Source organism: Aureimonas ureilytica DSM 18598 = NBRC 106430, from assembly GCF_000382705.1.
GTDB classification, from domain to species: domain Bacteria; phylum Pseudomonadota; class Alphaproteobacteria; order Rhizobiales; family Rhizobiaceae; genus Aureimonas; species Aureimonas ureilytica.
The window spans coordinates 17,420-42,240 of record NZ_ARQE01000010.1 but is presented as its reverse complement, the minus strand read 5'-3'; the positions used below and the strand labels follow the sequence as shown (position 1 = coordinate 42,240).

Below are 24,821 nucleotides of genomic sequence, written 5' to 3'. Positions count from 1 at the left end.
CAGCATAGGCGCTCGCAAGGGACGCCGAAACCGCCGCGCCACAGGGAGCGTGCGATTCTCTGGAATTATTAACGGAATCGGTTGCAGTGCGGAACAAGCGTGACGGGGCCGAGTTAGCCGCGCAACTCCGCCCGCCTCTTGCCTTGGAACTTCTCCCATGAAGCTCTTTTCCTGCCCGTCCTGCGATCAGGTCGTCTTCTTCAACAATGTGGTCTGCGAGCGCTGCGGCCACGCGCTCGGCTACGAGCCGCGTTCCAACCGCGTCCTGGCGCTGGAAGCGGCCGACGACGGCTGGGTCTCGGTCGGTCGCGGCAGCGACGGTTCGCACTGGCGCTATTGCGACAATTACCAGTACGGCGTCTGCAACTGGCTGGTGCCCGCCGGCTCCGACGAGCGCCTGTGCCTCGCCGATCGGCACAATCTCATGGTGCCCGACCTGTCGAACCCCGACAATCAGGCGCTCTGGGCGAAGATGGAAGCGGCCAAGCACCGGCTCTTCTATACGCTGCTGCGCCTCAACCTCCCGCTCTACACGCGCGACGAGCATCCCGAAGGGCTCGGCTTCAAGTTCCTGGCCGACGACCCGGCGACGGGCGAGAAGGTCATGACCGGCCATGACGAGGGCATCATCACCGTGGCGCTCGCCGAGGCCGACGATGCCGAGCGCGAATCCCGACGCACCGCGATGGGCGAGCCCTATCGCACGCTGCTCGGCCATTTCCGCCACGAGGTCGGCCATTGGTACTGGGACATCCTGGTGCGCGACGGCAACCTCCTGGACGAATGCCGCGCCGTGTTCGGCGACGATCGCGAGGATTACGGGCAGGCGCTCCAGAACCACTACAACAACGGCCCCAAGCCCAACTGGCAGGAGGACTACGTTTCCTCCTATGCCGGCTCCCATGCCTGGGAGGATTTCGCCGAGACCTGGGCGCACTATCTCCACATCATCGACACTTTGGAAGTGGGCGGCTCCTTCGGCATCGCCATCCAGCCGCGCCTCGATCGCGACGGCATCCTCACCACCGACCTCAACGTGAAGGTCTACGACCCGAACACGACGATGGAGGAGATCGCCGACGCCTGGCTGGCGCTCAGCCAGGCGCTTAACTCCTTGAACCGCGCCATGGGCCTGCAGGACCTTTATCCCTTCGTCCTGTCGCCGACCGTCATCGGCAAGCTCGGCTTCATCCACGATCTCGTGCATGGCCGCGTCGGGCAGCGCGCGTCGGCGGACGAGGGGCTTTCGAAGGAAGCCGAGGACATGGGCCGCCAGTCCAACGCCGCCAACGAGCCCCAGGCGGAGCCGGCGCTCGGCTGACCGGAGCGGGCCGGAAGCGGGTTCGAACGGCGGGCAAGCAGCGGGGGCGACCAGAAAATTTCGCCTCCCCGCTCACTGGCACCGCCGCTTCCCGCTCCACTTAAGCGCAAGGCAAGAGTTGCGAGCCCCCTCCCGCGCCCCACGAGGCCCTTGTCGGCGCGAAGGGACGGGGGCTCGCCCAGCATGACATCGGCGAACCGGCGGAGCCTTTGATGAACGGTGGCAGCACTTTCTCCTTCGACCTCAGTTGGGGGGCGCAATACGCGGATGGCCGGACGCGCTTCCGCATCTGGGCGCCCAATGCCGGGCAGGTCGAGGTCGCAAGCGCGGAATCGGACGCGGATCAGTGCGATCGCTTCGAGCCCATGACCAAGGCCGAGGGCGGCTGGTGGGAGCTGACGACCGATCAGATCCAGCCGGGCGACGGTTACGGCTTCCGCTTCGACGGCGGCAAGGTGCGCCCCGATCCGGCCGCGCGCGGGCAGGGCGGCGACGTCCACTGGCTGTCGCGCGTGGTGGACCCGGAAGCGCACAAGTGGCGCACAGGCGACTGGGCCGGCCGGCCCTGGCACGAATGCGTCTTCTACGAGCTGCATGTCGGCACGTTCACGCCGGAAGGCACGTTCGAGGCGATCATCGGCAAGCTCGACCATCTTCGCGACGCGGGCATCACCGCGATCGAGCTTCTGCCGGTCGCCCAGTTCGGCGGCCAGCGCGGCTGGGGCTATGACGGCGTGCTTCTCTACGCGCCGCATCAGGCCTATGGCGGCCCCGAGGGGCTGAAGCGCCTCGTGGACGCCGCGCACGAGCGCGGCATGATGGTGTTCCTCGACGTCGTCTACAATCACTTCGGTCCGGACGGGAACTACCTGCCCGAATACGTGCCGGAGTTCTTCCATCAGGAAATCTCGACGCCCTGGGGCGCGGCCATCGCCTATGACGAGGCGCCGGTGCGCGAGTTCATGATCGAGAACGCGCTCTACTGGCTCACCGAATTCCGCATGGACGGCCTGCGCCTCGACGCGATCGATTCGATCAAGGACACGACCGACACGCCGCTCGTGAAGGAGCTCGCCGCCCGCGTGCGCGAGACGATCACCGACCGCCACGTCCACATCACCACCGAGGACGACCGCAACATCACCTGGCATATCGAGCGCGGCGAGGACGGCTCGATCCCGCTCGTCTCGGGCGAGTGGAACGACGACTTCCACCACACGGCCCATGCGATCGGCACCAACGACCAGGAAAGCTACTACAAGGACTACGACCCGAACTCGGCCGAGCAGATGGCGACGGCGCTTGCCACGGGCTTCGTCTTCCAGGGACAGGAATCGGAGCATCGACAGAAGCGGGTCGGCGAGGAGTCGGTGCATCTGCCGCCGACCGCCTTCGTCAACTTCATCCAGAACCACGACCAGATCGGCAACCGCGCCTTCGGCGACCGCCTGCGCTCGCTGACCTCCGGCCGCGTCTACGACTGCCTTCAGGCGATCCTGCTGCTCGCGCCGCAGATTCCGCTGATGTTCCAGGGCGACGAGTTCGGCGACACGAACTCCTTCTGCTTCTTCACCGATTTCGACGGCGAACTCGCCAGTGCCGTGTCCAAGGGGCGCAAGCGCGAGTTCAAGAGCTTCGCCGCCTTCGAGGACCCGGAAGCGGCCGACATCTTCCCCGATCCGAACGACGAGCGGACCTTCGAGCTGTCGCGCCTCGACTGGAACCGCCTGACGCAGCCGATCCACAAGCGCCGGCTGCAGGTGACGCGCAAGCTCCTCACCATCCGTCAGGAAACCCTGATGCCGCTTCTCGACGGCGCGCTCGGCGGCACGGGCATGGCGCTTGTCGAAGGGCTCGGCTTCGTGGTCGCCTGGGAGCTTCAGCCGGGCCGCTTCTGGCATCTCGTGGTCAATCTGTCCGACGAGATCTGGGACGCGGAAGGCGTGTTCGAGAGCGGCGCTCTGGCGTCCGCGCAAAACATCTACACCAATCACAAGAACGCCTTCGAGACCCTGCGCGACGATGGCAAGCTCTGTGCCACCTGCGTCATCGCACTTCTGTCCGACACGCCCTTGATCGCGGAGCCCGACGATGAGTGAGAGCCTCGAAACGCTGGCCGACAGCCACGGCATCCAAATCCGTTACACGTCCGAAATGGGCGAGCCGAAACGCATCGACGAGGCGGCGCAGGCCGCGCTTCTCCGCGCGCTGCATGTCGACCCGGACGGCGGCGAGGCGGGGCGCTTCGCGGCCGAGGAGCAGAAGCCGAGCCTTGCCTGCGCGCTGCCCGAGGCCTTGACCTCCAGCCGCGCCTGGGGCGTCACCTGCCAGCTCTACAGCCTGCGCTCGGACCGCAATCTCGGCATCGGCGATTTCGAGGATCTGGCGCGGCTCGCCGAAACCGCGGCGCCAACCGGAGCCGCCTTCGTCGGCGTCAACCCGATGCACGCGCTGTTTCTGAGCGATGCGGGGCGCTACAGCCCCTATTCGCCCTCCACGCGCCGCTTCATCAACCCGTTCTATCTGGCGATCGACACGATCGAAGGGGGCGAGGCGGCGATCGCGGCCCTGCGCGAGACGAATCCGGCCCTGTTCGAGGGGCTCGGCGACGAACTCGTGAACTACGAGGCGGTCGGCGCGGTGAAGGTTCCGCTTCTGCGCACGCTTTATGCGCAGGCCAAGGACGGGCTCGGCCGCGATGAGAGCTTCCGCGCCTTTCTGGAGCGGGGCGGCGACGCGCTGCGCGGCTTCGCCCTGTTCGAGGCGATCTCGGAAAGCGTGCGATCGGAGGGCGGCAGCGCCGGCTGGCACAATTGGCCGGAAGACCTGCGCGACCGCAACGGCGAGGGCGCGCGCACCTTCGAGGCCGGGCACGAGGACGCGATCCGCTTCCATGTCTGGCTGCAATATCTCTGCGACCGCCAGCTCGCCGAAGCGCAGCGCCGTGCCAAGGCGGCGGGAATGCGGATCGGCCTTTATCTCGACTTCGCGGTCGGCGTGTCGCCGGACGGCGCGGAAACCTGGGCCGACCCGGCGCTGACCGTGCGCGAGGCGCGCGTCGGCTCGCCGCCCGACATGTTCAATTCCGACGGGCAGGACTGGGGCCTCGCCCCGCTCTCGCCCAAGGCGCTGGCCGAGCGGCAATACGCGCCGCTGTCGGCCGCCTATGCCGGCCTCATGGAACATGCCGGCGCGATCCGCATCGACCATGCGATGGGTCTCGCTCGGCTCTGGTGGATTCCCGAGGGCGAGCGCTCGGCGGGCGGGGGCTATGTGCGCTATCCGCTCGGCGCCATGGTGGACGCGCTGGCCCGCGTGTCGCAGGACACGAACTGCCTCGTCGTCGGCGAGGACCTCGGCACCGTGCCGGAGGGCTTTCGCGAGGCCATGGCCGACAGTCATATCCTGTCCTACAAGGTCCTCTATTTCGAGCGCTGGAAGGACGGGCTGTTCAAGGCGACGAGCGAGTATCCCACGACCTCGCTCGCCTGCATCTCCACCCACGACCTCGCGACGCTGTCGGGCTGGTGGCACGGCTCCGACGTTCGGCTTCGCTCCGAAACCGGCCGGCAGAACGCGGCCGCCACCGAGCGCGATCTCAACGAGCGCGACCGCGACCGGCGCACGCTTCTCGCCGCGCTTCGCCACGAGAACCTTCTGCCGCCCGACTACGGCGCGGCGACGCATGGGGAGGCCGAGCTTCCCGCGCGCCTGCCCTTCGATCTCGCGGTCGCCATCCACCGCTTCGGCGCGCGCACGCATTCCATGCTCTTCGCCGTGCAGGTGGAGGACATGATCGGCTCCGAAAAGCAGCCGAACCTGCCCGGCACGACCGACGAATATCCCAACTGGCGCATCCGCTCCGACATCCGTCTGGAGGATCTGGCGGGTGACGAGCGCTTCCAAGCCATGGCTCGCGCGATGCGAGACGAAAGACCGGAGACCCCATGAGCCGTCCCCTGATCGCGACCTATCGGCTCCAGTTCCGCGAGGGGACCGGGTTTTCAGAGGCCAAGGACCTCGTTCCCTATCTGAAGGAACTGGGGGCGAGCCATCTCTACGCCTCGCCCGTCTTCTCGGCCTCGCCGGGCTCGACCCATGGCTACGATGTCGTGGACTACAATCGCTTCGAAGCCGATCTCGGCGGCGACGCGGGCTTCACCGCGATGAGCGACGCGCTGATGGCGGCCGATCTCGGCCTCATCCTCGACTTCGTGCCGAACCATATGGGCGTCTCGCAGGAGAACGCCTGGTGGGAGGACGTCCTGCGCTGGGGCCGCGAAAGCCGCTACGCGCAGACCTTCGACATTTCCTGGGACGAGGAGAAGATCCTCATCCCGACGCTCGGCTCGCCCTATGGCGAGGCGCTGCGCAGCGGCGCCTTGGAAGTGGTCTATGACGAAAAGCGCGGCGAGGTGCGCTTCACCGCCAATGGCTACGGCCTGCCGGTCGATCCGCGCACGCTCAGCCACGTCTTCTCCTTCGTGGATCATCCCGAGCGCGACAGTCTGGTGCGCCGCTTCTCGGCCGCCGTGCCGGCCGATGGCGAGGAACTGGGCGAGCGCTTCGCCGAGCATGTCGCCGACCCCGCCTTCCTCGCCGCGCTGAAGAGCGGCATCGAGGCGCTGAACGCCGACCGCGATGCGCTTCACGCCTTCCACGAGGCGCAGGCCTGGCGCCTCGCCTGGTGGCGTCTGGCGCGCGAGAAGCTCTCCTACCGCCGCTTCTTCGAGATCGCCGACCTCATCGGCGTGCGCCAGGAAATGCGCCGCGTCTTCCGGGATTCGCACCGCACGATCTACCAGCTCGCGCGCGAGCGCCGGCTGGACGGCATCCGCATCGACCATGTGGACGGCGTCGCCGACCCCAAGGGCTATCTGGCCGAGCTCGCCAGCGGATTCGAGGCGCTGCGCCGCGACGTCGCGATCCATGTCGAGAAGATCCTGACCGGACCGGAGCGCCTGCGCCGGAGCTGGAACATCGCGGGCACGACGGGCTACGAGTTCATCACCGCCGTCGCGGGCCTTTATGTCGATGGCTCGAAAGAGGAGGCGATGACGCGCGCCTATGCCGATTTCGTCGGCACGGAGGAAGACCTGCGCGCCATGATCGCCGATCAGAAGCGCGCCATCTTCACGCACAATCTGGCGGGCGAATTGCAGGTCCTGACCGAGACCGCCATGCAGGTCGCGGCCAACGATCTGGAAACCCGCGATTTCGGCCGCGACGACATGAGCCGTTCGATCGTGGAAGTCGCGACCGCGCTGCCGGTCTATCGCACCTATTGCGGCGTCGCCGGCGTGCCTTACAAGGATGTCGAGGTCATCGACGAGACGGTGGAGCGCGCGAAAGGCACCCGCAAGGTCGAGGCCGACGAGCCGATCGCCTTTGTCGGCAAGCTCCTGAAGCTCGCCTTCGAGGACGGGCGCGACGTGACGGGCGCGCTCAACTTCACCCGACGGTTCCAGCAGACCACCGGCGCCGTCATGGCCAAGGCCGTGGAGGACACGGTCTTCTATCGCTACAACCGCCTGATCGCGCTCAACGAAGTGGGCGGCGAGCCGGACCATTACGGCACCTCGCCGGCGCGCTTCCACGAGGAGATGGGTATTCGCCTGGATGACCAGCCGGACGGGCTCATGGCCTCCTCCACCCACGACACCAAGCGCGGCGAGGACGCGCGCGCCCGGCTCTATACTTTAAGCGAGGCGCCCGAGCGCTGGGCCGAGCTGGTGCGTGAGATGGCCGACGCCATGAAGCCCTGGCGCAAGGCGATGGGCGAGGCGGCGATGGGCGAGACCCATGTCTCGCCGGACCCGGCCACCGAATGGGGCTTCTACCAGTCGCTGCTCGGCGTTCTGCCGGCCGATTTCGATCCGGCCGACGCCAAGGCCCGCGAGGAGCCGGAAAAGCGCCTTCTCGCCTTCGCCGAAAAGGCGGTGCGCGAGGCCAAGCGCTTCACCAGCTGGACCGCGCCGAACGAAGCCTATGAAAGCGCGCTGAAGGGCTTCGTCTCGGCGGTCCTGCGCGAAGGCGAGACGGGCGATCTTCTGGAGCGCTTCTGGCGGCAGGCGCAACCCTTCGTCGTGGCCGGCGCGCTCAACACGCTGTCGCAGACGCTGATCAAGCTGACCGCGCCGGGCGTTCCCGACATCTACCAGGGCACCGAGTTCTACGATCTGAGCCTCGTCGACCCCGACAACCGCCGCAAGGTGGATTTCGCCGCCCGCAAGCGCGCGATGGAGGAGGGGGGCACGCCCGCCGACGTCCTGCCGCAATGGCGCGACGGGCGGGTGAAGGCCAAGCTCACGGCCGCCGCGTTGAAGGCCCGCATCAAGGCGCCGACGCTCTTCACCAAGGGGCGCTACATCCCGCTCGAGGTCACCGGCGAGAAGGCCGAGCATGTGGTCGCCTTCGCCCGGACCGACGAGGAAGGGCGCGTCGCGGTCACGATCGCGCCGCGCATGGCGCTGCAACTTCTGGGCGAAAGTGCCGAGCAGCCCCTGCCCGAGGCGAAAACTTGGGGGGACACGGCGGTTCGCCTTCCCTCGCACCTTGCGGGGGCTCGCTTCGAGTGCATCTTGACCGGGGAGCCGGTCGCCGCCGGCGCCAGCCTGAAGTTGAGCGAGGTTCTGGCTCGGCTTCCCGTGGCGCTTCTTCTGGCCGACTGAACCGACCTGCCCCTCGGGGGAGGTCTTGCAGGCGCGGGGCGGGTGGGCTCCGCGCGATCATGCCGAGGGAGGCAGCCCATGTCGATCCGTGTCGTCGTCTGGAACGAGTTCCTGCACGAGAAGGAGAACGCCGTCGTTCGCGAGGTCTATCCCGACGGCCTTCACAACGCGATCGCGCAAGGGATCGGCGAGGACGCGGATGTCGAGGTGTCCACCGCGACGCTGGAGGAGCCCGAGCACGGCCTCTCCCAGGCGCGGCTGGACGAGACCGACGTTCTCGTCTGGTGGGGCCACAAGGCCCATGCCCGGGTGGACGACGCGATCGTCGAGCGGGTGGCCCAGCGCGTCCACGAGGGCATGGGGCTGCTCGTTCTCCATTCGGGCCATTTCTCCAAGATCTTCAAGCGCCTGATGGGCACGCCCTGCTCGCTGCGCTGGCGCGAGGCGGGCGAGCGCGAGCGGCTTTGGGTGATCAATCCGAGCCACCCGATCACGCAAGGGATCGACAAGGCGATCGAGCTGCCGAACTCGGAAATGTATGGCGAGCCCTTCCTCGTTCCCGAGCCGCTGGAGACGGTCTTCGTTTCCTGGTTCGAGGGCGGCGAGGTGTTCCGCTCGGGGCTTACCTACCAGCGCGGGGCGGGGCGCATCTTCTATTTCGAGCCCGGCCACGAGACCTATCCGATCTATCACGACCCCGACATCCGCCGCGTTCTGCGCAACGCCGTGCGCTGGGCCTACAACCCCGCCAAGCCCTGGCGCGAGGTGGCCGAGGCGCCGAACGTGCCGATCGATCAGGCGCGCGAAAAGATCGAGAAGAAGGGCGGCTCGCTGCACAAGGCCGGCGAGGCGGGCTATCGATGAGCGAGGAAAAGCGCATCCTGATCCTCGGCACGGGCGGCATCGCCGCGCGCCATGCCGAGCATTTCTCCGCCATCCCGAACGTCAAGGTCGTCGCCGCCGTCGACACCAATCTCGACCGCGCCCGGCTCTTCGCGCTGGAGCATTCCATCCCGCAGACCTTCGGCTCGCTCCCCGACGCCATCGCTTGGGGGGAGTTCGACGCGGCGGTGAACTCGACGCCGGACGGCGTCCACAAGGCGACGACGCTGGAGCTGATCGCGGCCGGCAAGCCGGTCTTTTGCGAAAAGCCGCTGGCGGTGAACTATCCCGACGCGCTCGCCATGACCGAGGCGGCCGAGAGCGCCGGGCTCGTCAACATGGTGAACCTCACCTATCGCAACGCCCATGCGATCCAGATGGCGCGGCGCATGGTGGACGATGGGCGCATCGGCACGATCCGGCATCTGGAGGCGAGCTATCTCCAGAGCTGGCTCACCGCCAAGCATTGGGGCGACTGGCGCACGGACGAGCGATGGCTCTGGCGTCTGTCGGCCGCGCATGGCTCCAAGGGCGTGCTCGGCGATATCGGCATCCACATTCTCGACTTCGTCACCTTCGGCACGGGGCTCGACTTCGCCGCGCTCCAGGCGCGCATGAAGACCTATGACAAGGCCGAGGGCGGGGCGATCGGCGCCTACAAGCTGGATGTCAACGACAGCGTCGCCATGACGGTCGAGATGTCGAACGGCGCGCTCGGTGTCGTCCACATGTCGCGCTATGCGACGGGCAATCTGAACGATCTGAATCTCGCCATCTATGGCGAGAACGGCGCCTTGCGCATCTGGGCCAACCATCAGGACTCGCGTCTGGAGGCCTGCCTCGGGGCCGACATGGAAACGCAGACCTGGGTCAGGGTCGAATGCCCGGTGACGCCGCGCAACGAGCATCGCTTCGCCCTCGCGCTGATGTCCGGCGAAAACGGCCAGCCGAACTTCCGGCACGCCGCCGGCATCCAGAAACTGCTCGACCTGTGCTTCGTGTCCGACGAGGCGGGGCGGATGCTGCGGGTCGACTGACGCCGCTTTTTCCAGCTCGACGACGGCTCGGCTGCGCGACGCGGCCGGGCCGTTCTCGTTTCCGGAACGGGTCCCGGCCAAGCGTCTGCGCCCCATTCGCATCACCGGGAAATTCTTATTTTCGCCGCCTCGTTCTCCTTGGTTTTGCCGCACTTGCCCTTGTGTTGCAGTGCGATCACGCCGCGGCCGACCACGTAAGATTATATGATCGGAATCAGCGGCTTGGAGCCGTTGCGAGGGGCTCTGGAAAGGAATTATCAACGGGGAAGCGCGATAGTGCGCTTGCCTGCTTCCCCGTCCCGAATACGCGCCCGCAAGGGCAAACGATCGCCAGATCGCGACGCCGGCTTTTCCTGTTTTCGCAAAGTCGCCTCCGATGCAGTCCGGCATTCTTCTCGCGTTCCTGGCCTACCTGTCCTATTCCTGCTCCGACGCCGCCGGGAAGATCCTCGGCTCCGAGCTTCCCACCTTCGAAATCGGCTTCTTCGTCTCGCTGATCGCGCTCGGGCCGGCCCTCCTGTCCAAGCGCCCGGCCGACAGCTGGCGCTCGATCCTGCGCCCGCACCGCCCCTGGATGGTGCTCGCCCGCATGACGACGGGCACGATCGGCGGCATGTCGGCGATCTACGCCTTCACGCATCTACCGATGGCGCAGGCCTATTCGCTGATCTTCCTTCTGCCGGTCTTCGTCGCCGTCCTCTCCATGCTGCTCCTGAAGGAGTCGGTCGGCCCGGCGCGCTGGGTGGCGCTGCTCGGCGGTCTCGCCGGCGTCATGCTCGTCGTGCGACCCGGCTTCAACGCCCTGACGCTCGGCCATCTCGCCGCCATCACCTGCGCCTTCTGCGGCGCGCTCGGCGCCATTCTCCTGCGCTCGCTCGGGCAGACCGAAAAGCGGCTGACGCTGGTCGGCGGCGTGCTTCTGGCCGCCACGGCCACCAACGGCCTTCTGATGATCCCGAGCTTCGTCATGCCGTCCACGCAGCATTGGCCGGTTCTGGTGATCGGCGGCCTGTGCGCCGGCATCGGCAACATCGCCATGGTGGTCGCCGCCCGTCTCACGCCCGCCAGCCGCCTTGCGCCGACGCAATACAGCCAGATCGTCTGGGCCGCGCTTCTCGGCGCGCTCCTGTTCGGCGAGTTTCCCGATCCGCTGGCGGTGGCCGGCATGGCGCTGGTCGGCTTCTGCGGGGTGATGACGCTTGGCGGCGGCGAGGATCGCCGCGCGGTGCCCGCCCTTCCCAAGCCGGCGGCCGGCGCGCTCTGAGCCTTCTGCATCTCCCCACCGAACGATCGACCCGCCCTCGTGGCGGGTTTTTCGTTTGGCGCGATTTGGCTCGAAGTCAGGCATCAATCGGAAGTGAAATTGACGAATCGTGCATGATCGTGCATAGGGCGACGGAGAAAAGGACGCCCGCCGATGAGCCTGATGTCGCTGACCCCCGAACGCCAGACCCTGATCCGCGACCGCCTTTCCCGCGAGGGCCGGGTGCTCGCGTCCGAACTCGCGCGCGAATTCGCCGTGTCGGAGGACACGATCCGCCGGGACCTGCGCGAACTCGCCTCGGCGGGCCTGTGCCGCCGCGTCTATGGCGGCGCGCTGCCGCCCGCGCCCGGCCTCGTGCCGCTGCGCAAGCGCCGCGAGGAGGCCGAGGAGCGAAAGCGGGCGCTGGCCGTGGCGTTGGCCGAGCGCATCGCCGAGATGACCCGCCCGAACGCGACGATCTTCATCGACGCGGGCTCCACCAATATTCACGTGGCCGAAGCGCTCGACCAAAGTCTCGCGGCGACCGTCGTCACCCATGCGCCGGCGATCGCCTGCGCGCTGGCCGACAAGCCCGCGCTCGACGTCGTCCTGTTCGGTGGCCGGGTGAACCGGCACACGGGCGCCTGCCTCGGCGCTGTCAGCCAGCGCGAGGCGGAGGCCATGCGCCCCGACCTCCTCGTGCTCGGTATCTGCGGCGTCGATGCCGAAATCGGCATCACCGCGCAGGATTACGAGGACGCCGCTTTCAAGCGCGAGATCGGCGCGCGGGCCGGCGCCGTGGTCGCCGCCGCCCTCAACGAGAAGCTGGCGAGCGTCACCCCCTTTCCCGTTCTGGAGCCCGGCCGCATCGACACGCTCGTCGTGGAGCACGACGCGCCGCCGCAGGCGCTCGCCGAGTTCGAGGCAGCGGGCATCCGCATCCTGCGCGCCCGGCCGCCCCTTACCGAGCGGCCCGCCGGCGCCAAGTCCGCCCGCAAGGCCTCCTGAAACATGATCGATCGCCGCGCGTCTCGCGCGCCATGGGCGCATCGAGCCGCGCCCAGCTTCCCGCAAAGGATTTCCCCGCCGTGACCACGTCCCCCTCCCATCGCCCGGCGCGCTGGCCGGCCCGCCGGATCGCGGTCTCGCTCGCCTTTCTGGTGAACGGCTTCATTCTCGGCAACTGGACGCCGCAGGTGCCGCTTCTGGCCGATCGGCTCGGCCTCAGCGAAGGGCGGCTCGGCCTCCTGATCCTCGTCTTCGGCATCGGCGCCGTCGCGGCCATGCCGCTCGTCGGCGCGGCGACGGCGCGCTTCGGCTCGCGCCTGCCGACGCTGGTGCTTCAGGCGCTGCTCGCCTTCGCCCTGCCGCTTCTGGTTCTGGCGCCCACGCCCTGGAGCGCGGCGGCCGCGATCCTCTTCTTCGGCATGACCATGGGCGGCATGGATGTCGCGATGAACGCCAATGCCGTCCAGGCCGAGCGGACCCTGCCCTCGGCGATGATGTCCTCCTGTCACGGCTTCTGGTCGATCGGCGGCGTTCTCGGCGCGACGGTCGGCGGTCCGCTGATCGCCGGGCTCGGCTCGGTGGGCCAAGCGAGCGTCGTCGCGCTCGTCACGCTTCTCGCCCTCTGGCCGATCGGCCTTCACCTGATGGAGGACAAGCATGTCGGCCTCACCGCCCCGGCGGCGAGCGACGGGGAGGGGGATGCGGCGACGCCCGCGGCGCGCGCCGGCTCGGCCAGGCTCGTCGCCATGGCGCTTGGCGTCTGCGCCCTGTTCTCCATGGTGCCGGAAGGGGCGACGATCGACTGGAGCGCCATCTATGTCCGGCAGGATCTCGGCGCGGATATCGCGACCTCGGGCCTCGCCTTCGCGGCCTTCTCGGCGACCATGGCGCTGTTCCGGTTCCTGGGCGACGGCATTCGCGATCGGCTGGGCGCGGTGCGCACCATCCGCCTGTCGCTCGTCTTCGCGATGGTGGGGCTGGTTCTGATCGGCTTTGCCGGCAGCTTCGGCGCGGCGCTTGTGGGCTTTGCCGTGCTCGGGGTGGGCCTTGCCAATCTCGTGCCGATCGCCTTCTCGGCGGCGGGCAATATCGAGGGCGTGAAGCCCGGCGTCGCGATCTCCATCGCGACCTCGATCGGCTATAGCGGCATCCTGATCGCGCCCTCGGCCATCGGCGTCTTCGCCGAGCATTTCGGCTTCTCGCCGGTCTTCCTCGGCCTCAGCCTGTGTCTTCTCGTGGTCTTCGCCCTGTCGGGCCTCATGCGCGGGGCCGACCGGCCCCAGCCGGCCAGGGCCGCGCCCGAACGCGAAACGCTGGCCGCCTGAGGCGACCAGCGTTCGATTCGATCGGGTTCTACGTCAGATGCGGCCGAGTAGCAGCAGGACCAGAACCACGACGAGAAGAAAGCCGAGAATGCCGCTCGGGCCATAGCCCCAGCTGCGCGAGTAGCCCCAGCCCGGAAACGCGCCGATCAGGAGCAGGATCAAGACGATCAGAAGAATGGTGCCGAGAGACATTGGGGAACTCCGCGAGAACTAAGACAGGCAAACAACTCACGCCAACGTGTTCGGGTTCCACATTGCTGACACATTTCGCCGCAGGGGGCCGGCCCGCAGACAGGGCCCCTAGACGAGGATCGTCACCCAGATCATGACCGCGACGGTGAAGACGACGCCGAGCAGGATGGCGGGGCGGTAGGACCAGCCGCGCGACCACGGCCAGATCGGCAGGAAGCCCGCCAGCATCAGAAGGCAGAACAGGCAAAGGGCGGCGCCGAGGGGCATGGACACTCCTTCCAGAAACGAGCCGCGCGGCGAAGGGGCGCGCGGGACCGGTCGGGCAGGGAGGTGACAGGCCCAAGCGCCGGCCGCAAGTCGTGACGCGTCTGTTAACGAGGCTTGCGTCATGCTCGCGACACGAAGCCTCTTCATTTGACACGCGCGCGAGGCGATATAGACCCCGGGTCTGGACCTCGCGCTCGCACGGGTGCCACCCGGAGCCGCCACCGCCTTTTCGCTGGGAAGCCACCCGATGACCGCAGCCTTGCCGATCGAACCCGTTCTCGCCGATCCGCTGCCCCGCCGCCGCACGGTGGGCGTGAATGTCGGCGGCGTTCTCGTCGGCGGACCGGCCCCGGTGGTCGTCCAGTCCATGACCAACACGGACACGGCGGATGTGGATTCCACCGTCGCGCAGGTGGCGCAGCTTGCGCGCGCCGGCTCGGAGATCGTGCGCATCACCGTGGACCGGCCGGAATCGGCCGCCGCCGTGCCCCGCATTCGCGAGCGGCTGGACCGGCTGGGTCTCTCCGTGCCGCTCGTCGGCGACTTTCATTATATCGGCCACAAGCTGCTGGCCGATTATCCCGATTGCGCCGCTGCGCTCGCCAAGTACCGCATCAATCCCGGCAATGTCGGCTTCAAGGACAAGAAGGACCGGCAGTTCGTCGACATCATCGAAATGGCCATCCGGCACGACAAGCCGGTGCGCATCGGCGTCAACTGGGGCTCGCTCGATCAGGAACTCTTGACCCGGCTGATGGACGAGAACTCGGCCCTCGCGCAGCCGCTTTCGGCGCGCGCGGTGATGCGGGAATCGATCATCCAGTCCGCGCTCCATTCCGCCGCGCTGGCGGAGGAGACGGGTCTGGCGCGCGAGAAGATCATTCTCTCCGCCAAGGTCTCCAACGTTCAGGACCTCATCGCCGTTTATCGCGACCTGTCGCGGCGCACCGACCATGCGATCCATCTCGGCCTGACGGAAGCGGGCATGGGCTCGAAGGGCATCGTCGCCTCCTCGGCCGCCATGGGCATCCTCCTCCAGGAAGGCATCGGCGACACGATCCGCGTCTCGCTGACGCCCGAGCCCGGCGGCGACCGGACCAAGGAAGTGCAGGTCGCGCAGGAAATCCTCCAGACCATGGGCTTCCGGCAGTTCATTCCGATCGTCGCGGCCTGCCCCGGCTGCGGGCGCACGACCTCGACCCTGTTCCAGGAACTCGCCGAGACGATCCAGAACGACATCCGCCGCAACATGCCCGTATGGCGCGAGCGCTATCCCGGCGTCGAGGCGCTGTCGGTCGCCGTCATGGGCTGCATCGTCAACGGGCCGGGCGAATCCAAGCATGCCGATATCGGCATCTCGCTGCCCGGCACCGCCGAGGTGCCCTCGGCGCCCGTCTATATGGACGGGGTGAAGGTCGCGACCTTGCGCGGCGCAGGCATCGCGCAGGAATTCCACGAGATGGTGCTCGCCTATATCGAGCGCCGCTTCGGGGGCGGGCGCGCCGCCGCCGAATGAACTCGCCTCGATTTTCGCTGGCCGCCATCGCCTTGGCGCTTGCTCTGACGCCAAGCGCCAGGGCCGAGGACAAGACGGGCGAGAAGAACAATCCGCGCGTCGCCGAAATCTGCGATCTCATCGCCGAGAACGCCAAATCCGTCGGCATGGCGCCGGAATTCTTCGCGCGCCTGATCTGGAAGGAATCGCGCTTCGACGAATCCGCGCAGTCGCCCGTCGGCGCGCAGGGCATCGCCCAATTCATGCCCTACACGGCCAAGGAGCGCGGCCTGTCGGACCCGTTCGACAAGCGCGAGGCGCTGCGTCATTCCGCGACCTATCTGCGTGACCTGCGCTCCGAACTCGGTTCCTGGGGCTTGGCGGCGGCGGCCTATAATGGCGGCATCAACCGCGTGAAGCGCTGGATGCAGAGCGGCGGGCGGCTGCCCTACGAGACCGAAGACTACGTCCTCTCCATCACCGCGCAGCCGGCGGCCTGGTTTCGCGAGGAAAAGCGCGAGGCCGCCGTCACGCCGCTGGTGAAGGATCTGGACTTCGCCGTCGCGTGCCGCCGACTGCCGATCCTGCCGACGCGCGCCGTCTTCGCGGCGGTCGAAAGCGCGCCCATGCGCCCCTGGGGCGCGCAGGTCGCCGGCCATCCCAACGAGGCCATCGCCGTTCGTCTCTATCGCAAGCTGCAGGACCGCTATCCCGGCCTTCTCGGCGGCGTCGAGCCGATCGTCATGCGCACCCGGCCGATGTCTGGCCCGCGCCGCATCACCGCCATCCGCATCGGCGCCAACTCGCGCGGCGCGGCCGACGCCTTCTGCAACAAGTATCGCAGCGCCGGCGGCTCCTGCGTCGTCATCAAGAACCGCTGACCCCAATGGCCACGCTCTTCTTCGTCAGCCATCCCGAGGTGGTCGTGGACCCGAGCGTGCCGATCGAGCGCTGGCATCTTCAGCCCTCCGGCATCGAGCGGATGCGCCATTTCGCCGGGCGGGAGACACTGAGCGGCCTCCGCCAAGTCTGGGCGAGCACGGAAACCAAGGCGATCGAGGCCGCCGGCATCCTCGCCGCTCGTTGGGGTCTCGGCGTCCGGGTCCTGGCGGAACTCGGCGAGAACGACCGCAGCGCGACGGGCTTCCTGCCGCCGGCGGAGTTCGAGAGGGTGGCCGACGCCTTCTTTGCCGAGCCGCAGACAAGCGTGCGCGGCTGGGAGCGTGCGGTGGATGCGCAGAGCCGCATCCTCGGCGCGGTGCGCGGCATCGTCCAGCAGCATGACGGCACGGGCGATCTCGCCATCGTCGCCCATGGCGCGGTCGGCACGCTTCTCTTCTGCGCGCTGGCGGGACGCGCCATCTCGCGCGCCGAGGACCAGCCCTTTCAGGGCCATGTCTGGAGCGCCGATCTGCCGGACCTCACGATCCGCCACGGCTGGGAGCCCATCGCGCCGAGGGCGTGAGACCCGCTATCCCAAGGCCTCGCGCACCGCCCGCAGGAACACCCGCGCGCCGATGGCGATGAGGTCGTCGGGGAAGTCGTAGTCGGGATTGTGCAGGCGCGGGTGGTCGAGGCCGGCACCCAGAAAGAACATGGCCGAGGGAGAGACGGCGGCGAAGCGGCCGAAATCCTCGGAAGGGTACATGGGCTCGCCCGGCCGATGCGCGATGCCTTCCGCGTCCAGCGCGCGAGCCAGAAGCGCGACGGCTGCGGGATGGTTCTCGCAATGGGTGAAGACGTCCTCGTATCGAAGTTCGTGGCCGAGGCCGGAGGCTGCGGCATCGCTGACGACGAGCCGTTCGGCCTCCTGCACCAGCGCCGCCATGGCCTCGTCGCGGAGCGTGCGCAGGGTCGCCCAGATTTCGCCGGCGCCGGGCGCGATGCCGAAGGCGGGCTCGCCGAGGCGCGCATGGGTGATGGTGACCAAGCGAAAACTCTCGTTCAGCGCGCCGCCCGGCCCGAGCGCCGCGAGGGCGGGCATGAGGCGGGTCATGGCCGGCATGGGCGAGAGCCCGTCCTGCGGCATCGAGGCATGGGCGGTCTTGCCCGAGAGTGTGATGCGAAGGCCGCGCGAGGCGCAGTTGACCGGCCCCTCGCGCAAGGCCACGTCGCCCAAGGGCAGGCCGGGGAGATTGTGCAGCGACAACGCCATGTCGGGCCGGATCGCGGCAAAGCGGGGATCGGCCAGAACGGCGGCCGCCCCCGCGCCGGTTTCCTCCGCCGGCTGGAACAGGAGGATGACGCGCCCGCGCGCCGGGCGACGTTGGGAGAGGGCCGAGGCGACCAGCGTCAGGATGGCCGAATGCCCGTCATGGCCGCAGAGATGGCCCTTGCCGAGCGTGCGCGAGCGATGCGGCGCATCGCTGATCTCGTGGATCGGCAGCGCGTCGAGTTCGCAGCGAAGAAGAAGGCTCGGCCCCGGCTCCGCGCCGTCGAAGGTGCAGGCGACACCGTGGCCGCCGAGGCCTGTGAGGAGCTTGTCAGGCGCGAGGGTTTGCAGCCGCCTTGCCACCGTCTCGGCGGTGCGCGCTTCCTCGCCGGAGAGTTCGGGTGCCTGATGCAGCGCGCGGCGAAAGGCGATGGACTCGCTCAGGGCCTGCGGGTCGAACTCCATCGATACGTCCTCCTTCAGCCGACCTTGCAATCGGCCTTGATGCCTTCCGCAATCCGCCACTCCTTGAGAAGGACCGGCGGTCGCTTGGGGCTTCGCTCAGCCAGAAGCTCGGCCGAGACGATACGATCGGTGCGGAAATTGCGGAAGCTCTCTCTCAACTCGCACCAGCCGAGCAGCAGCCGCACGCCCTCGAAGAAGGCCAGCGCGAAGGGCCAGATGACCCTTTCGGACGCCGCATCCGACGCATCGCGATAGGACAGGCGCAGCTTGCGCCCGCCTCGGATCGCTTGTCGCAGCAGCGCCGTGTCCACGCTATCGCTCACGAATCCCTTGGCCGGGCCGAGAAGAAGCGCGGAGGCGTCGAGATCGGCTTTGAGATCGGGCGGCAGGACGGCCGAGATGCGCGACAGGGCGCTCAGCGCCGCTTCGCTCAACGCCGCATCCGCCCGGTCCGCCACCCAGCGCGCGCCGAGCGCGAGGGCCTGCAACTCGTCCGGCCGGAACATGAGGGGCGGCAGATGGAAGCCGGGCTTCAGGACATAGCCGAGCCCGGCCTCGCCTTCGATTTCCGCGCCCATGGCCTGAAGGCTGGCGACGTCGCGATAGAGCGTGCGCAGGCTGACGCCGAGTTCTTCCGCCAGCGCCCGCCCGCTCACCGGCTGGCGGTGACGGCGCAGGAGCTGAAGAAGATCGAGGAGGCGTTCCGAGCGCGACATGGCCGGGGCGAGGGGCGCGGCCTATCGGTCTCGGAAGGCGACGAAACGGGCGGTCTCGCGCAGCGTCTCGGCCCGCTCGCCATAGGGCGCGAGGAGGGCTTCGGCCTCCGCCACCAGACGAGCGAGTTCGCCGCGCGTCCAGTCCTGGCCGCGCAGGGCGGGCAGGGTCTTCTTGCCGCGCGCCTGATCCTTGCCGACCGCCTTGCCGAGCGTCGCGGCATCGGCCGTCTCGTCCAGGAGATCGTCCGCGAGCTGGAAGGCGAGGCCGATGATCTCGCCATAGCGACGCAGGACCTTGCGATCGGCCTCCGGCGCGCCGGCGAGGATCGGCCCGGCTTCCGCCGCGAAGGCCAGAAGCGCGCCGGTCTTCATCGCCTGCATCCGCGCGATCTCGGCTTCCGAGAGCGTCTGCGTTTCAGCGGCCAGATCCAGCGCCTGCCCCCCCGCCATGCCGGCGGCCCCGGCTTCGCGCGACAGAAGCGCGACGAGCGACAGGCGCGCCGGGGCGGGCAGGGCGTCTGCCTCGGCGACCAGCCCGAAGGCGAGCGTCAGAAGCGCGTCGCCGGCGAGAATCGCCGTCGCCTCGTCGAAGGCGCGGTGAACCGTCGGGCGGCCCCGGCGCAGATCGTCGTCGTCCATGGCCGGCAGATCGTCATGAACCAGGGAATAGCAGTGGATGCATTCGAGCGCGGCGGCAACGGGCGCGGCGGCCTCCACTGACGCGCCGAACAGCGCGGCCGAGGCTTCCACGAGGAACGGGCGCAGGCGCTTTCCCCCGCCGAGCGCGCCGTGTCGCATGGCCTCCAACAGGCGCTCGGGCGCGCCCTTGAGCAAAGTCGTGTCGCTGGCGAGGGCCTGGCCGAGCACCTCTTCCATGCGGGCGGCGGACTGGCCGAGTTGCGTTTCGAAGGCGGGCCGCGCGGCGCTGTCGGACATGGAAGCTCGCAAAGAGGGGGGCAATGACGGTCAGGGCCTTCTGTGCCTTCCGCCGCGCCCTGCCGCAAGTCGTGTTCGGCGGGACGATTGCCCCGCTTTCCCCGAGCTTGCTATGACGGAGCGGGGACAGGCGCCTTGGGGTTCGCTGAGATCATGGACGAAATGCGTGGCCGAGCGGCTTGAGACGGAGGCCGACCACGGCCGTTTCGACGGGCCTCCCGCCGACGCAGGCGATGGCGCGCGGGACTGGCTTGACCAGGAGACGGGCGAGGAGCCTCCGATGGCGCGCCGTCGCGCGGGCGCGCCGCTGATGCGCCGGCTGGTCTTCGCGCTTCTCTTCGTTCTGGTCGGGCTTGCCGCGATCCCCGCCGCGCTCGTGCCGATCTACGCCATTCCCGCCGTGCATCCGGTCTCGACCCTGATGCTGGCGGAGCATTTCTCGTTTCAACCCTATGACCGCGAATGGACGCCGATCGAGGCCATCGCCCCGGTCATGGTCGCCTCCGTCATGATGTCGGAGGACGGGCAGTTCTGTTTCCATGGCGGGGTGGACTGGGCGGCGCTCGGCACCGTCGTGGATCAGGCCGTGAACGAGGGGGAGGCCGGGCGCGGCGCGTCCACCATCCCCATGCAGACCGCCAAGAATCTCTTCCTGTGGAACGGGCGCTCCTTCCTGCGCAAGGCGCTGGAACTGCCGCTCGCCACCTATGCGGACTTCGTCTGGACGAAGCGCCGCACCATGGAAATCTATCTCAATATCGCCGAATGGGGCGACGGCATCTATGGAATCGGCGCCGCCTCGCGCTTCTATTTCAACAAGCCGCCCTCGCAGCTCACCGCCCGGCAGGCGGCGCTTCTGGCGGTGACGCTGCCCTCGCCGCTGACGCGCGATCCCGCCCGCCCATCGGCCGGATTGCGGCGTCTGGCGCAGGTCGTGGAGGCGCGGGCGCGCGCCTCCGGCGACTATACGGGCTGCGTTCTCGGCGCGCGCTGACGCGGCGGCGAGAGGCAGGAGCGGAGAAAAACCGGCCCGCCCCTTTCCAAGCGGGGGCATCTTTGCTAAGGGCAAAGCCGAATTCCCGTCAATTCGATAGGGCCGAATTCGAACCCTCTGGGCTTCGACGGCCGGTCGTTTGATCGGGATCGGCTTTCGCGGGCGTTCCGCGTCCGCCAAACCAAGAACAACAACCCTTCGACGCGGTTCGTCCTCGACGGAACTCAGCGCCGCCGATGTGAACGGAGAAACCGATGGCCGTCCCCAAACGCAAAACCTCCCCCTCCAAGCGTGGCATGCGCCGCTCGGCCGACGCGCTCAAGGCCCCGACCTATGTCGAGGACAAGAACTCGGGCGAGCTGCGCCGCCCGCACCACATCGATCTGAAGTCCGGCATGTACCGTGGCCGTCAGATCCTTGCGGTCAAGCAGGACGCCTGATCCATGCCGGGGCGTCGAGCCCCTCGTGAATCAAAAAAGGCCGGATGCGCGAGCGTCCGGCCTTTTTTCTTGTCCGTTCGTCGTGATCTCTCGCTGGCGCTGGAGGCCACTTGTCCGGAGGGTTCGAAGGAATTCGAGATCCGGAACGATCGAGCCTAGACCGCGCGGGCTTCGCCAGCGGTTGCGGCGGAATGGGGCAGGGCGCGCCTGCCCCCTTGTCCCCCGCCGGGCTCAGTTGCCCTTCTTGTCCATTTCTTCCAGCCGGCGCTGCATGGCGGCGAGCTGCTCGCGCATGGCGCTGAAATCGTCCGCCGTCGGGCCGGCGGGCGCGGGCTCGGGGGCGCGCTCCGCGGGGCGGCCGGTCGCCTTGTCGGGCATCCCCATGGCGCTGGCGAGGAACGGGTTGAACATGCCCATCGCCTCGCGGAACATTTCCGTGTTCCGGCGCACCTGGGTTTCCATCATCTGAAGCGGATTGCTGCCCGCCGCGCCGCGATAGGATTCCTGCTCGCGCGAGAAGGCGGCCATGGACTGCTCGAGATAGGCGGGAATCACCATCTGCATCTGGTCGCCATAGAAGCGGATGAGCTGGCGCAGGAAGGCGATCGGCATGAGATTCTGCCCGCCCTTGTTCTCCTGCTCGAAAATGATCTGCGTCAGGACGGAATGCGTGATGTCCTCGCCGGTCTTGGCGTCCTGCACCACGAAGTCCTCGTTGCCCTTCACCATGGCCGCGAGATTCTCGAGCGTGACATACATGCTGGTGCCGGTGTTGTAGAGGCGGCGGTTGGCGTATTTCTTGATGACGGTCGGTTCGTTGCTGCGTGCCATCCGCTCTCTCCCAAGGCGATTCCGTTCGGGCGTCATTCTACGCTGCCCTTGCGAAATGATAGGCATGTTTTTGCGCTGTTTCCAAACGGTTCCGCCTGAAATTCTTGGGAAATCTCCCCTCGACCCGCCCAACTTCGCCGCAGGCGCGAAAAGCCTCCGGTGAAATCTGCGCTTGTGTTTGACGGCTCCCGATCACTCTGCGAAGGTCGCCCGGACACCGCCGACGCGGAACGGCGGAACGGGCAGGGAAGGGGCAAGGCATGAGCGCAGCGCAGCGAATCGTCATCGTGGGAGCGGCGCGCACGCCGGTCGGCGCCTTCAACGGCGCCTTCGCCAATGTTCCCGCCCATCACCTGGGCGCCGCCGCGATCACCGAAGCGCTCGTACGCGCGGGCGTTGCGCCGGGCGAGGTGGACGAGGTGATCCTCGGCCAGGTCCTGCAGGCGGCCGAAGGGCAGAACCCGGCGCGTCAGGCGGCCATGAAGGCGGGCGTGCCGAAGGAAGCCTCGGCCTGGGGGCTCAACCAGCTCTGCGGTTCGGGCCTTCGCGCCGTGGCGCTCGGCGCGCAGCAGATCGCCACCGGCGACGCGCGCGTCGTGGTCGCGGGCGGGCAGGAATCCATGTCCATGGCGCCCCATGCCGCGCATCTGCGCGCCGGCCAGAAGATGGGCGATCTCAAGTTCATCGACACGATGCTGAAGGACGGCCTGATCGACGCCTTCCAGGGCTACCACATGGGCAACACGGCCGAGAACGTCGCGCGCCAGTGGCAGATCACGCGCGACGAGCAGGACGAGTTCGCCGTCCGCTCGCAGAACAAGGCCGAGGAGGCCCAGAAGGCCGGCCGCTTCAAGGACGAGATCGTTCCCTTCACCGTGTCGAGCCGCAAGGGCGACGTGGTGGTCGCGGACGACGAATACATCAAGCCGGGCACGACGCTCGATAAGGTGCAGAAGCTGAAGCCCGCCTTCGACAAGGAAGGCACGGTCACGGCCGGCAACGCCTCGGGCATCAACGACGGCGCGGCCGCCGTGGTCTTGATGAGCGAAGAGGAAGCCACGCGGCGCGGCCTGACGCCGCTGGCGCGCATCGCCTCCTTCGCGACCGTCGGCGTCGATCCCGCCGTCATGGGCTCGGGCCCGATCCCGGCCTCGCGCCGCGCGCTCGAAAAGGCCGGCTGGCGCCTGGAAGACCTCGAACTCGTGGAGGCCAACGAGGCCTTCGCCGCGCAGGCCTGCGCGGTGAACAAGGATCTCGGCTGGAACCCCGACATCGTCAACGTCAATGGCGGCGCCATCGCGATCGGCCATCCGATCGGCGCTTCGGGCGCGCGCGTCCTCAACACGCTCCTCTACGAGATGCGCCGCCGCGAGGCCAAGCGCGGCCTAACCACGCTCTGCGTCGGCGGCGGCATGGGTGTCGCCATGTGCATCGAGCGTTTCTGACGCGATAGGGGAGGGCGAGCGGGCGCACGGGCGCCGCTCTCCCTTCCCGTTCTCTCTTCTCCCTTTCCGATCACGCTTCGGTGCGCGGCCGTCCCGGTCGCGGCCCGCTTCGTGTCATCCCTAAAGCAGCCCAGAAGACTTCGGAGGAAACGCATGAGCAAAGTGGCGATCGTGACGGGTGGAACGCGGGGCATCGGCGGCGCCGTGTCGAAGGCGCTGAAGGAGGCGGGCTACAGCGTGGCCGCCAACTACGCCGGCAACGACGCGGCGGCCGAAGCCTTCCGCGCGGAAACCGGCATCCCGGTCTTCAAATGGGACGTCAGCTCCTATGAGGCCTGTGCCGAGGGCATCGCCAGGGTCGAGGCCGAGCTCGGCCCGCTCGCCGTCCTTGTCAACAATGCCGGCATCACGCGCGACGCCATGTTCCACAAGATGACGGCCGAGCAGTGGACCGCCGTCATCAACACCAATCTCAACGGGCTGTTCAACATGACGCGCCCGGCCTGGGAGGGGATGCGCGAGCGCAGGTTCGGCCGCGTCATCAACATTTCCTCGATCAACGGCCAGAAGGGGCAGGCGGGGCAGGTGAACTATTCCGCCGCCAAGGCTGGCGACATCGGCTTCACCAAGGCGCTGGCGCAGGAAGGCGCGCGCGTCGGCATCACCGTCAACGCCATCTGCCCCGGCTATATCGGCACGGACATGGTGCGCGCGATCGACGAGAAGGTGCTGAACGAGCGCATCCTGCCGCAAATCCCGGTCGGCCGCCTGGGCGAGCCCGAGGAGATCGCCCGCACCGTCCTGTTCCTGGCCTCCGACGACGCCGGTTTCATCACGGGCGCGACGATGACCGTCAATGGCGGGCAGTATTTCGCCTAGAGTTTTCTTGCGATGCAGCAATCGCGCGCCCGGCGGGTCGGTCCCGGCGGGCGCGATGGCCAAGTTTCGCGGGCCCAAGAGGCAAAACGACTTGGCGAGCGACAGAAAAGGGAACCGAAGCGGAGCGGGATCATTTCCCGGCCGACAAGCAACCGGAAGAGGTTGCGCCCTTTTCGAGGATTCATGATATGATCCGCAAGAACCTGACCCTCGCCCTCGCCGCCGTCGCGCTGCTCGGCACCGCCGCTCCGACGCTCGCGCAGGGCATCGAGATCGGTCGCGACGGCGTGCGCCTCGTCGATCCCAACCAGCAGCGCGACATGCGCCGCGATGATCGCCGTGGCCGCGAGATCGGCGAGCGCGACGCCGTGCGGATCGCCCGCTCGGAAGGCGTGCGCGAGGTGGACGACGTGACCCGCATGCGCAACAGCTTCCGCGTCATGGGAACCGATCGTCGCGGCGACGACATTCAGGTCGATATCGACCGTCGCAGCGGCGAAGTCCTGTCCGTCCGCTAAGCTC

23 protein-coding genes are annotated in these 24,821 nt (G+C 68.1%); 17 read left to right on the top strand and 6 right to left on the bottom strand.

Translation table 11 applies throughout. The features are described from left to right. Positions 1-157: 157 nt before the first annotated feature. From B146_RS0118815 to B146_RS0118775, 9 genes are all read left to right on the top strand, one after another. Positions 158-1,321, top strand: coding sequence for a zinc-binding metallopeptidase family protein (locus tag B146_RS0118815; RefSeq protein WP_019998026.1), 1,164 nt, complete (start codon positions 158-160; stop codon positions 1,319-1,321). A 212-nt stretch (positions 1,322-1,533) separates the two neighbouring features. Then, the gene (treZ, locus tag B146_RS0118810; protein ID WP_019998025.1) at positions 1,534-3,420 is read left to right on the top strand and encodes a malto-oligosyltrehalose trehalohydrolase; all 1,887 of its coding nucleotides are present in this window, start codon (positions 1,534-1,536) and stop codon (positions 3,418-3,420) included. After that, the gene (gene malQ, locus B146_RS0118805) at positions 3,413-5,272 is read left to right on the top strand and encodes a 4-alpha-glucanotransferase (RefSeq protein ID WP_019998024.1); all 1,860 of its coding nucleotides are present in this window, start codon (positions 3,413-3,415) and stop codon (positions 5,270-5,272) included. Before treZ ends, malQ begins: the two co-directional genes overlap by 8 nt. Next, positions 5,269-7,992, top strand: coding sequence for a malto-oligosyltrehalose synthase (gene treY / locus B146_RS0118800; RefSeq protein WP_019998023.1), 2,724 nt, complete (start codon positions 5,269-5,271; stop codon positions 7,990-7,992). The genes malQ and treY overlap by 4 nt, the downstream gene beginning before the upstream one ends. Positions 7,993-8,070: 78 nt before the next feature. Next, a complete protein-coding gene (locus B146_RS0118795) occupies positions 8,071-8,856 on the top strand; it encodes a ThuA domain-containing protein (protein WP_019998022.1) in 786 nt (261 codons plus the stop codon). Next, entirely contained in the window at positions 8,853-9,911 is a 1,059-nt protein-coding gene (locus B146_RS0118790) for a Gfo/Idh/MocA family protein (protein ID WP_019998021.1), read from the top strand. Before B146_RS0118795 ends, B146_RS0118790 begins: the two co-directional genes overlap by 4 nt. Before the next feature lie 376 nt (positions 9,912-10,287). Beyond that, positions 10,288-11,175: a DMT family transporter gene (locus tag B146_RS0118785; protein ID WP_019998020.1), complete on the top strand. Its 888-nt coding sequence runs from the start codon at positions 10,288-10,290 to the stop codon at positions 11,173-11,175. Between the two features lie 153 nt (positions 11,176-11,328). Further along, positions 11,329-12,162 (top strand): DeoR/GlpR family DNA-binding transcription regulator, encoded by an 834-nt coding sequence (locus B146_RS0118780; RefSeq protein WP_019998019.1) that lies wholly within the window; start codon positions 11,329-11,331, stop codon positions 12,160-12,162. A gap of 32 nt (positions 12,163-12,194) precedes the next feature. Next, positions 12,195-13,487 carry an MFS transporter gene (locus B146_RS0118775; protein WP_019998018.1) on the top strand — a complete coding sequence of 431 codons (1,293 nt, stop codon included), beginning with the start codon at positions 12,195-12,197 and terminating at the stop codon, positions 13,485-13,487. 33 nt (positions 13,488-13,520) lie between these two features. On the opposite strand, the gene B146_RS28485 is transcribed toward B146_RS0118775, so the two are convergent. Next, on the bottom strand, positions 13,521-13,679 hold the full coding sequence (locus B146_RS28485) for a DUF3309 family protein (protein WP_019998017.1): 159 nt from the start codon (positions 13,677-13,679) through the stop codon (positions 13,521-13,523). A 108-nt stretch (positions 13,680-13,787) separates the two neighbouring features. Then, positions 13,788-13,946, bottom strand: coding sequence for a DUF3309 family protein (locus tag B146_RS29395; RefSeq protein ID WP_019998016.1), 159 nt, complete (start codon positions 13,944-13,946; stop codon positions 13,788-13,790). 247 nt (positions 13,947-14,193) lie between these two features. Here B146_RS29395 and ispG point away from each other — a divergent pair, with 247 nt between their 5' ends. Genes ispG through B146_RS0118750 form a run of 3 tightly spaced genes read left to right on the top strand, consistent with a single transcriptional unit; the run spans position 14,194 to position 16,906 of the window. Then, positions 14,194-15,462, top strand: coding sequence for a flavodoxin-dependent (E)-4-hydroxy-3-methylbut-2-enyl-diphosphate synthase (ispG, locus tag B146_RS0118760; protein ID WP_019998015.1), 1,269 nt, complete (start codon positions 14,194-14,196; stop codon positions 15,460-15,462). Continuing rightward, positions 15,459-16,322 (top strand): lytic transglycosylase domain-containing protein, encoded by an 864-nt coding sequence (locus B146_RS0118755; protein WP_019998014.1) that lies wholly within the window; start codon positions 15,459-15,461, stop codon positions 16,320-16,322. The genes ispG and B146_RS0118755 overlap by 4 nt, the downstream gene beginning before the upstream one ends. 5 nt (positions 16,323-16,327) lie before the next feature. After that, entirely contained in the window at positions 16,328-16,906 is a 579-nt protein-coding gene (locus B146_RS0118750) for a histidine phosphatase family protein (RefSeq protein ID WP_019998013.1), read from the top strand. A 6-nt stretch (positions 16,907-16,912) separates the two neighbouring features. Here B146_RS0118750 and B146_RS0118745 read toward each other — a convergent pair whose 3' ends face one another. Genes B146_RS0118745 through B146_RS0118735 form a run of 3 tightly spaced genes read right to left on the bottom strand, consistent with a single transcriptional unit; the run spans position 16,913 to position 19,710 of the window. Continuing rightward, a complete protein-coding gene (locus B146_RS0118745; RefSeq protein WP_019998012.1) occupies positions 16,913-18,058 on the bottom strand; it encodes an amidohydrolase in 1,146 nt (381 codons plus the stop codon). A gap of 14 nt (positions 18,059-18,072) precedes the next feature. Then, entirely contained in the window at positions 18,073-18,774 is a 702-nt protein-coding gene (locus B146_RS0118740) for a helix-turn-helix transcriptional regulator (RefSeq protein WP_019998011.1), read from the bottom strand. A 21-nt stretch (positions 18,775-18,795) separates the two neighbouring features. Further along, on the bottom strand, positions 18,796-19,710 hold the full coding sequence (locus B146_RS0118735) for a polyprenyl synthetase family protein (protein ID WP_019998010.1): 915 nt from the start codon (positions 19,708-19,710) through the stop codon (positions 18,796-18,798). Between the two features lie 280 nt (positions 19,711-19,990). On the opposite strand from B146_RS0118735, the gene B146_RS0118730 reads away from it, so the two are divergent. Together B146_RS0118730 and rpmF are read left to right on the top strand one after the other, a co-directional pair. Next, positions 19,991-20,704 carry a biosynthetic peptidoglycan transglycosylase gene (locus B146_RS0118730; protein ID WP_040408778.1) on the top strand — a complete coding sequence of 238 codons (714 nt, stop codon included), beginning with the start codon at positions 19,991-19,993 and terminating at the stop codon, positions 20,702-20,704. Positions 20,705-20,958: 254 nt separating this feature from the next. Continuing rightward, the gene (gene rpmF, locus B146_RS0118725) at positions 20,959-21,144 is read left to right on the top strand and encodes a 50S ribosomal protein L32 (RefSeq protein WP_019998007.1); all 186 of its coding nucleotides are present in this window, start codon (positions 20,959-20,961) and stop codon (positions 21,142-21,144) included. Positions 21,145-21,375: 231 nt separating this feature from the next. Here the strand turns inward: rpmF and phaR are convergent, their stop codons facing one another. Further along, entirely contained in the window at positions 21,376-21,975 is a 600-nt protein-coding gene (phaR, locus tag B146_RS0118720) for a polyhydroxyalkanoate synthesis repressor PhaR (RefSeq protein WP_019998006.1), read from the bottom strand. Between the two features lie 260 nt (positions 21,976-22,235). Here phaR and B146_RS0118715 point away from each other — a divergent pair, with 260 nt between their 5' ends. The 3 genes from B146_RS0118715 (at position 22,236) to B146_RS0118705 (ending at position 24,817) form a co-directional block, all read left to right on the top strand. Next, positions 22,236-23,420 carry an acetyl-CoA C-acetyltransferase gene (locus tag B146_RS0118715; protein WP_019998005.1) on the top strand — a complete coding sequence of 395 codons (1,185 nt, stop codon included), beginning with the start codon at positions 22,236-22,238 and terminating at the stop codon, positions 23,418-23,420. 153 nt (positions 23,421-23,573) lie between these two features. Then, positions 23,574-24,299 carry an acetoacetyl-CoA reductase gene (gene phbB, locus B146_RS0118710; protein WP_019998004.1) on the top strand — a complete coding sequence of 242 codons (726 nt, stop codon included), beginning with the start codon at positions 23,574-23,576 and terminating at the stop codon, positions 24,297-24,299. 188 nt (positions 24,300-24,487) lie between these two features. Further along, entirely contained in the window at positions 24,488-24,817 is a 330-nt protein-coding gene (locus B146_RS0118705) for a hypothetical protein (RefSeq protein WP_019998003.1), read from the top strand. The last annotated feature ends 4 nt before the right edge of the window (positions 24,818-24,821 follow it).

Excerpts from the sequence above, each read along its gene's own strand:
- B146_RS0118815 (WP_019998026.1), top strand. The coding sequence starts at position 158 with ATGAAGCTCTTTTCCTGCCCGTCCTGCGATCAGGTCGTCTTCTTCAAC.
- treZ (WP_019998025.1), top strand. The coding sequence starts at position 1,534 with ATGAACGGTGGCAGCACTTTCTCCTTCGACCTCAGTTGGGGGGCGCAA.
- malQ (WP_019998024.1), top strand. The coding sequence starts at position 3,413 with ATGAGTGAGAGCCTCGAAACGCTGGCCGACAGCCACGGCATCCAAATC.
- treY (WP_019998023.1), top strand. The coding sequence starts at position 5,269 with ATGAGCCGTCCCCTGATCGCGACCTATCGGCTCCAGTTCCGCGAGGGG.
- B146_RS0118795 (WP_019998022.1), top strand. The coding sequence starts at position 8,071 with ATGTCGATCCGTGTCGTCGTCTGGAACGAGTTCCTGCACGAGAAGGAG.
- B146_RS0118790 (WP_019998021.1), top strand. The coding sequence starts at position 8,853 with ATGAGCGAGGAAAAGCGCATCCTGATCCTCGGCACGGGCGGCATCGCC.
- B146_RS0118785 (WP_019998020.1), top strand. The coding sequence starts at position 10,288 with ATGCAGTCCGGCATTCTTCTCGCGTTCCTGGCCTACCTGTCCTATTCC.
- B146_RS0118780 (WP_019998019.1), top strand. The coding sequence starts at position 11,329 with ATGAGCCTGATGTCGCTGACCCCCGAACGCCAGACCCTGATCCGCGAC.
- B146_RS0118775 (WP_019998018.1), top strand. The coding sequence starts at position 12,195 with ATGGGCGCATCGAGCCGCGCCCAGCTTCCCGCAAAGGATTTCCCCGCC.
- B146_RS28485 (WP_019998017.1), bottom strand. The coding sequence starts at position 13,679 with ATGTCTCTCGGCACCATTCTTCTGATCGTCTTGATCCTGCTCCTGATC.
- B146_RS29395 (WP_019998016.1), bottom strand. The coding sequence starts at position 13,946 with ATGCCCCTCGGCGCCGCCCTTTGCCTGTTCTGCCTTCTGATGCTGGCG.
- ispG (WP_019998015.1), top strand. The coding sequence starts at position 14,194 with ATGACCGCAGCCTTGCCGATCGAACCCGTTCTCGCCGATCCGCTGCCC.
- B146_RS0118755 (WP_019998014.1), top strand. The coding sequence starts at position 15,459 with ATGAACTCGCCTCGATTTTCGCTGGCCGCCATCGCCTTGGCGCTTGCT.
- B146_RS0118750 (WP_019998013.1), top strand. The coding sequence starts at position 16,328 with ATGGCCACGCTCTTCTTCGTCAGCCATCCCGAGGTGGTCGTGGACCCG.
- B146_RS0118745 (WP_019998012.1), bottom strand. The coding sequence starts at position 18,058 with ATGGAGTTCGACCCGCAGGCCCTGAGCGAGTCCATCGCCTTTCGCCGC.
- B146_RS0118740 (WP_019998011.1), bottom strand. The coding sequence starts at position 18,774 with ATGTCGCGCTCGGAACGCCTCCTCGATCTTCTTCAGCTCCTGCGCCGT.
- B146_RS0118735 (WP_019998010.1), bottom strand. The coding sequence starts at position 19,710 with ATGTCCGACAGCGCCGCGCGGCCCGCCTTCGAAACGCAACTCGGCCAG.
- B146_RS0118730 (WP_040408778.1), top strand. The coding sequence starts at position 19,991 with ATGGCGCGCCGTCGCGCGGGCGCGCCGCTGATGCGCCGGCTGGTCTTC.
- rpmF (WP_019998007.1), top strand. The coding sequence starts at position 20,959 with ATGGCCGTCCCCAAACGCAAAACCTCCCCCTCCAAGCGTGGCATGCGC.
- phaR (WP_019998006.1), bottom strand. The coding sequence starts at position 21,975 with ATGGCACGCAGCAACGAACCGACCGTCATCAAGAAATACGCCAACCGC.
- B146_RS0118715 (WP_019998005.1), top strand. The coding sequence starts at position 22,236 with ATGAGCGCAGCGCAGCGAATCGTCATCGTGGGAGCGGCGCGCACGCCG.
- phbB (WP_019998004.1), top strand. The coding sequence starts at position 23,574 with ATGAGCAAAGTGGCGATCGTGACGGGTGGAACGCGGGGCATCGGCGGC.
- B146_RS0118705 (WP_019998003.1), top strand. The coding sequence starts at position 24,488 with ATGATCCGCAAGAACCTGACCCTCGCCCTCGCCGCCGTCGCGCTGCTC.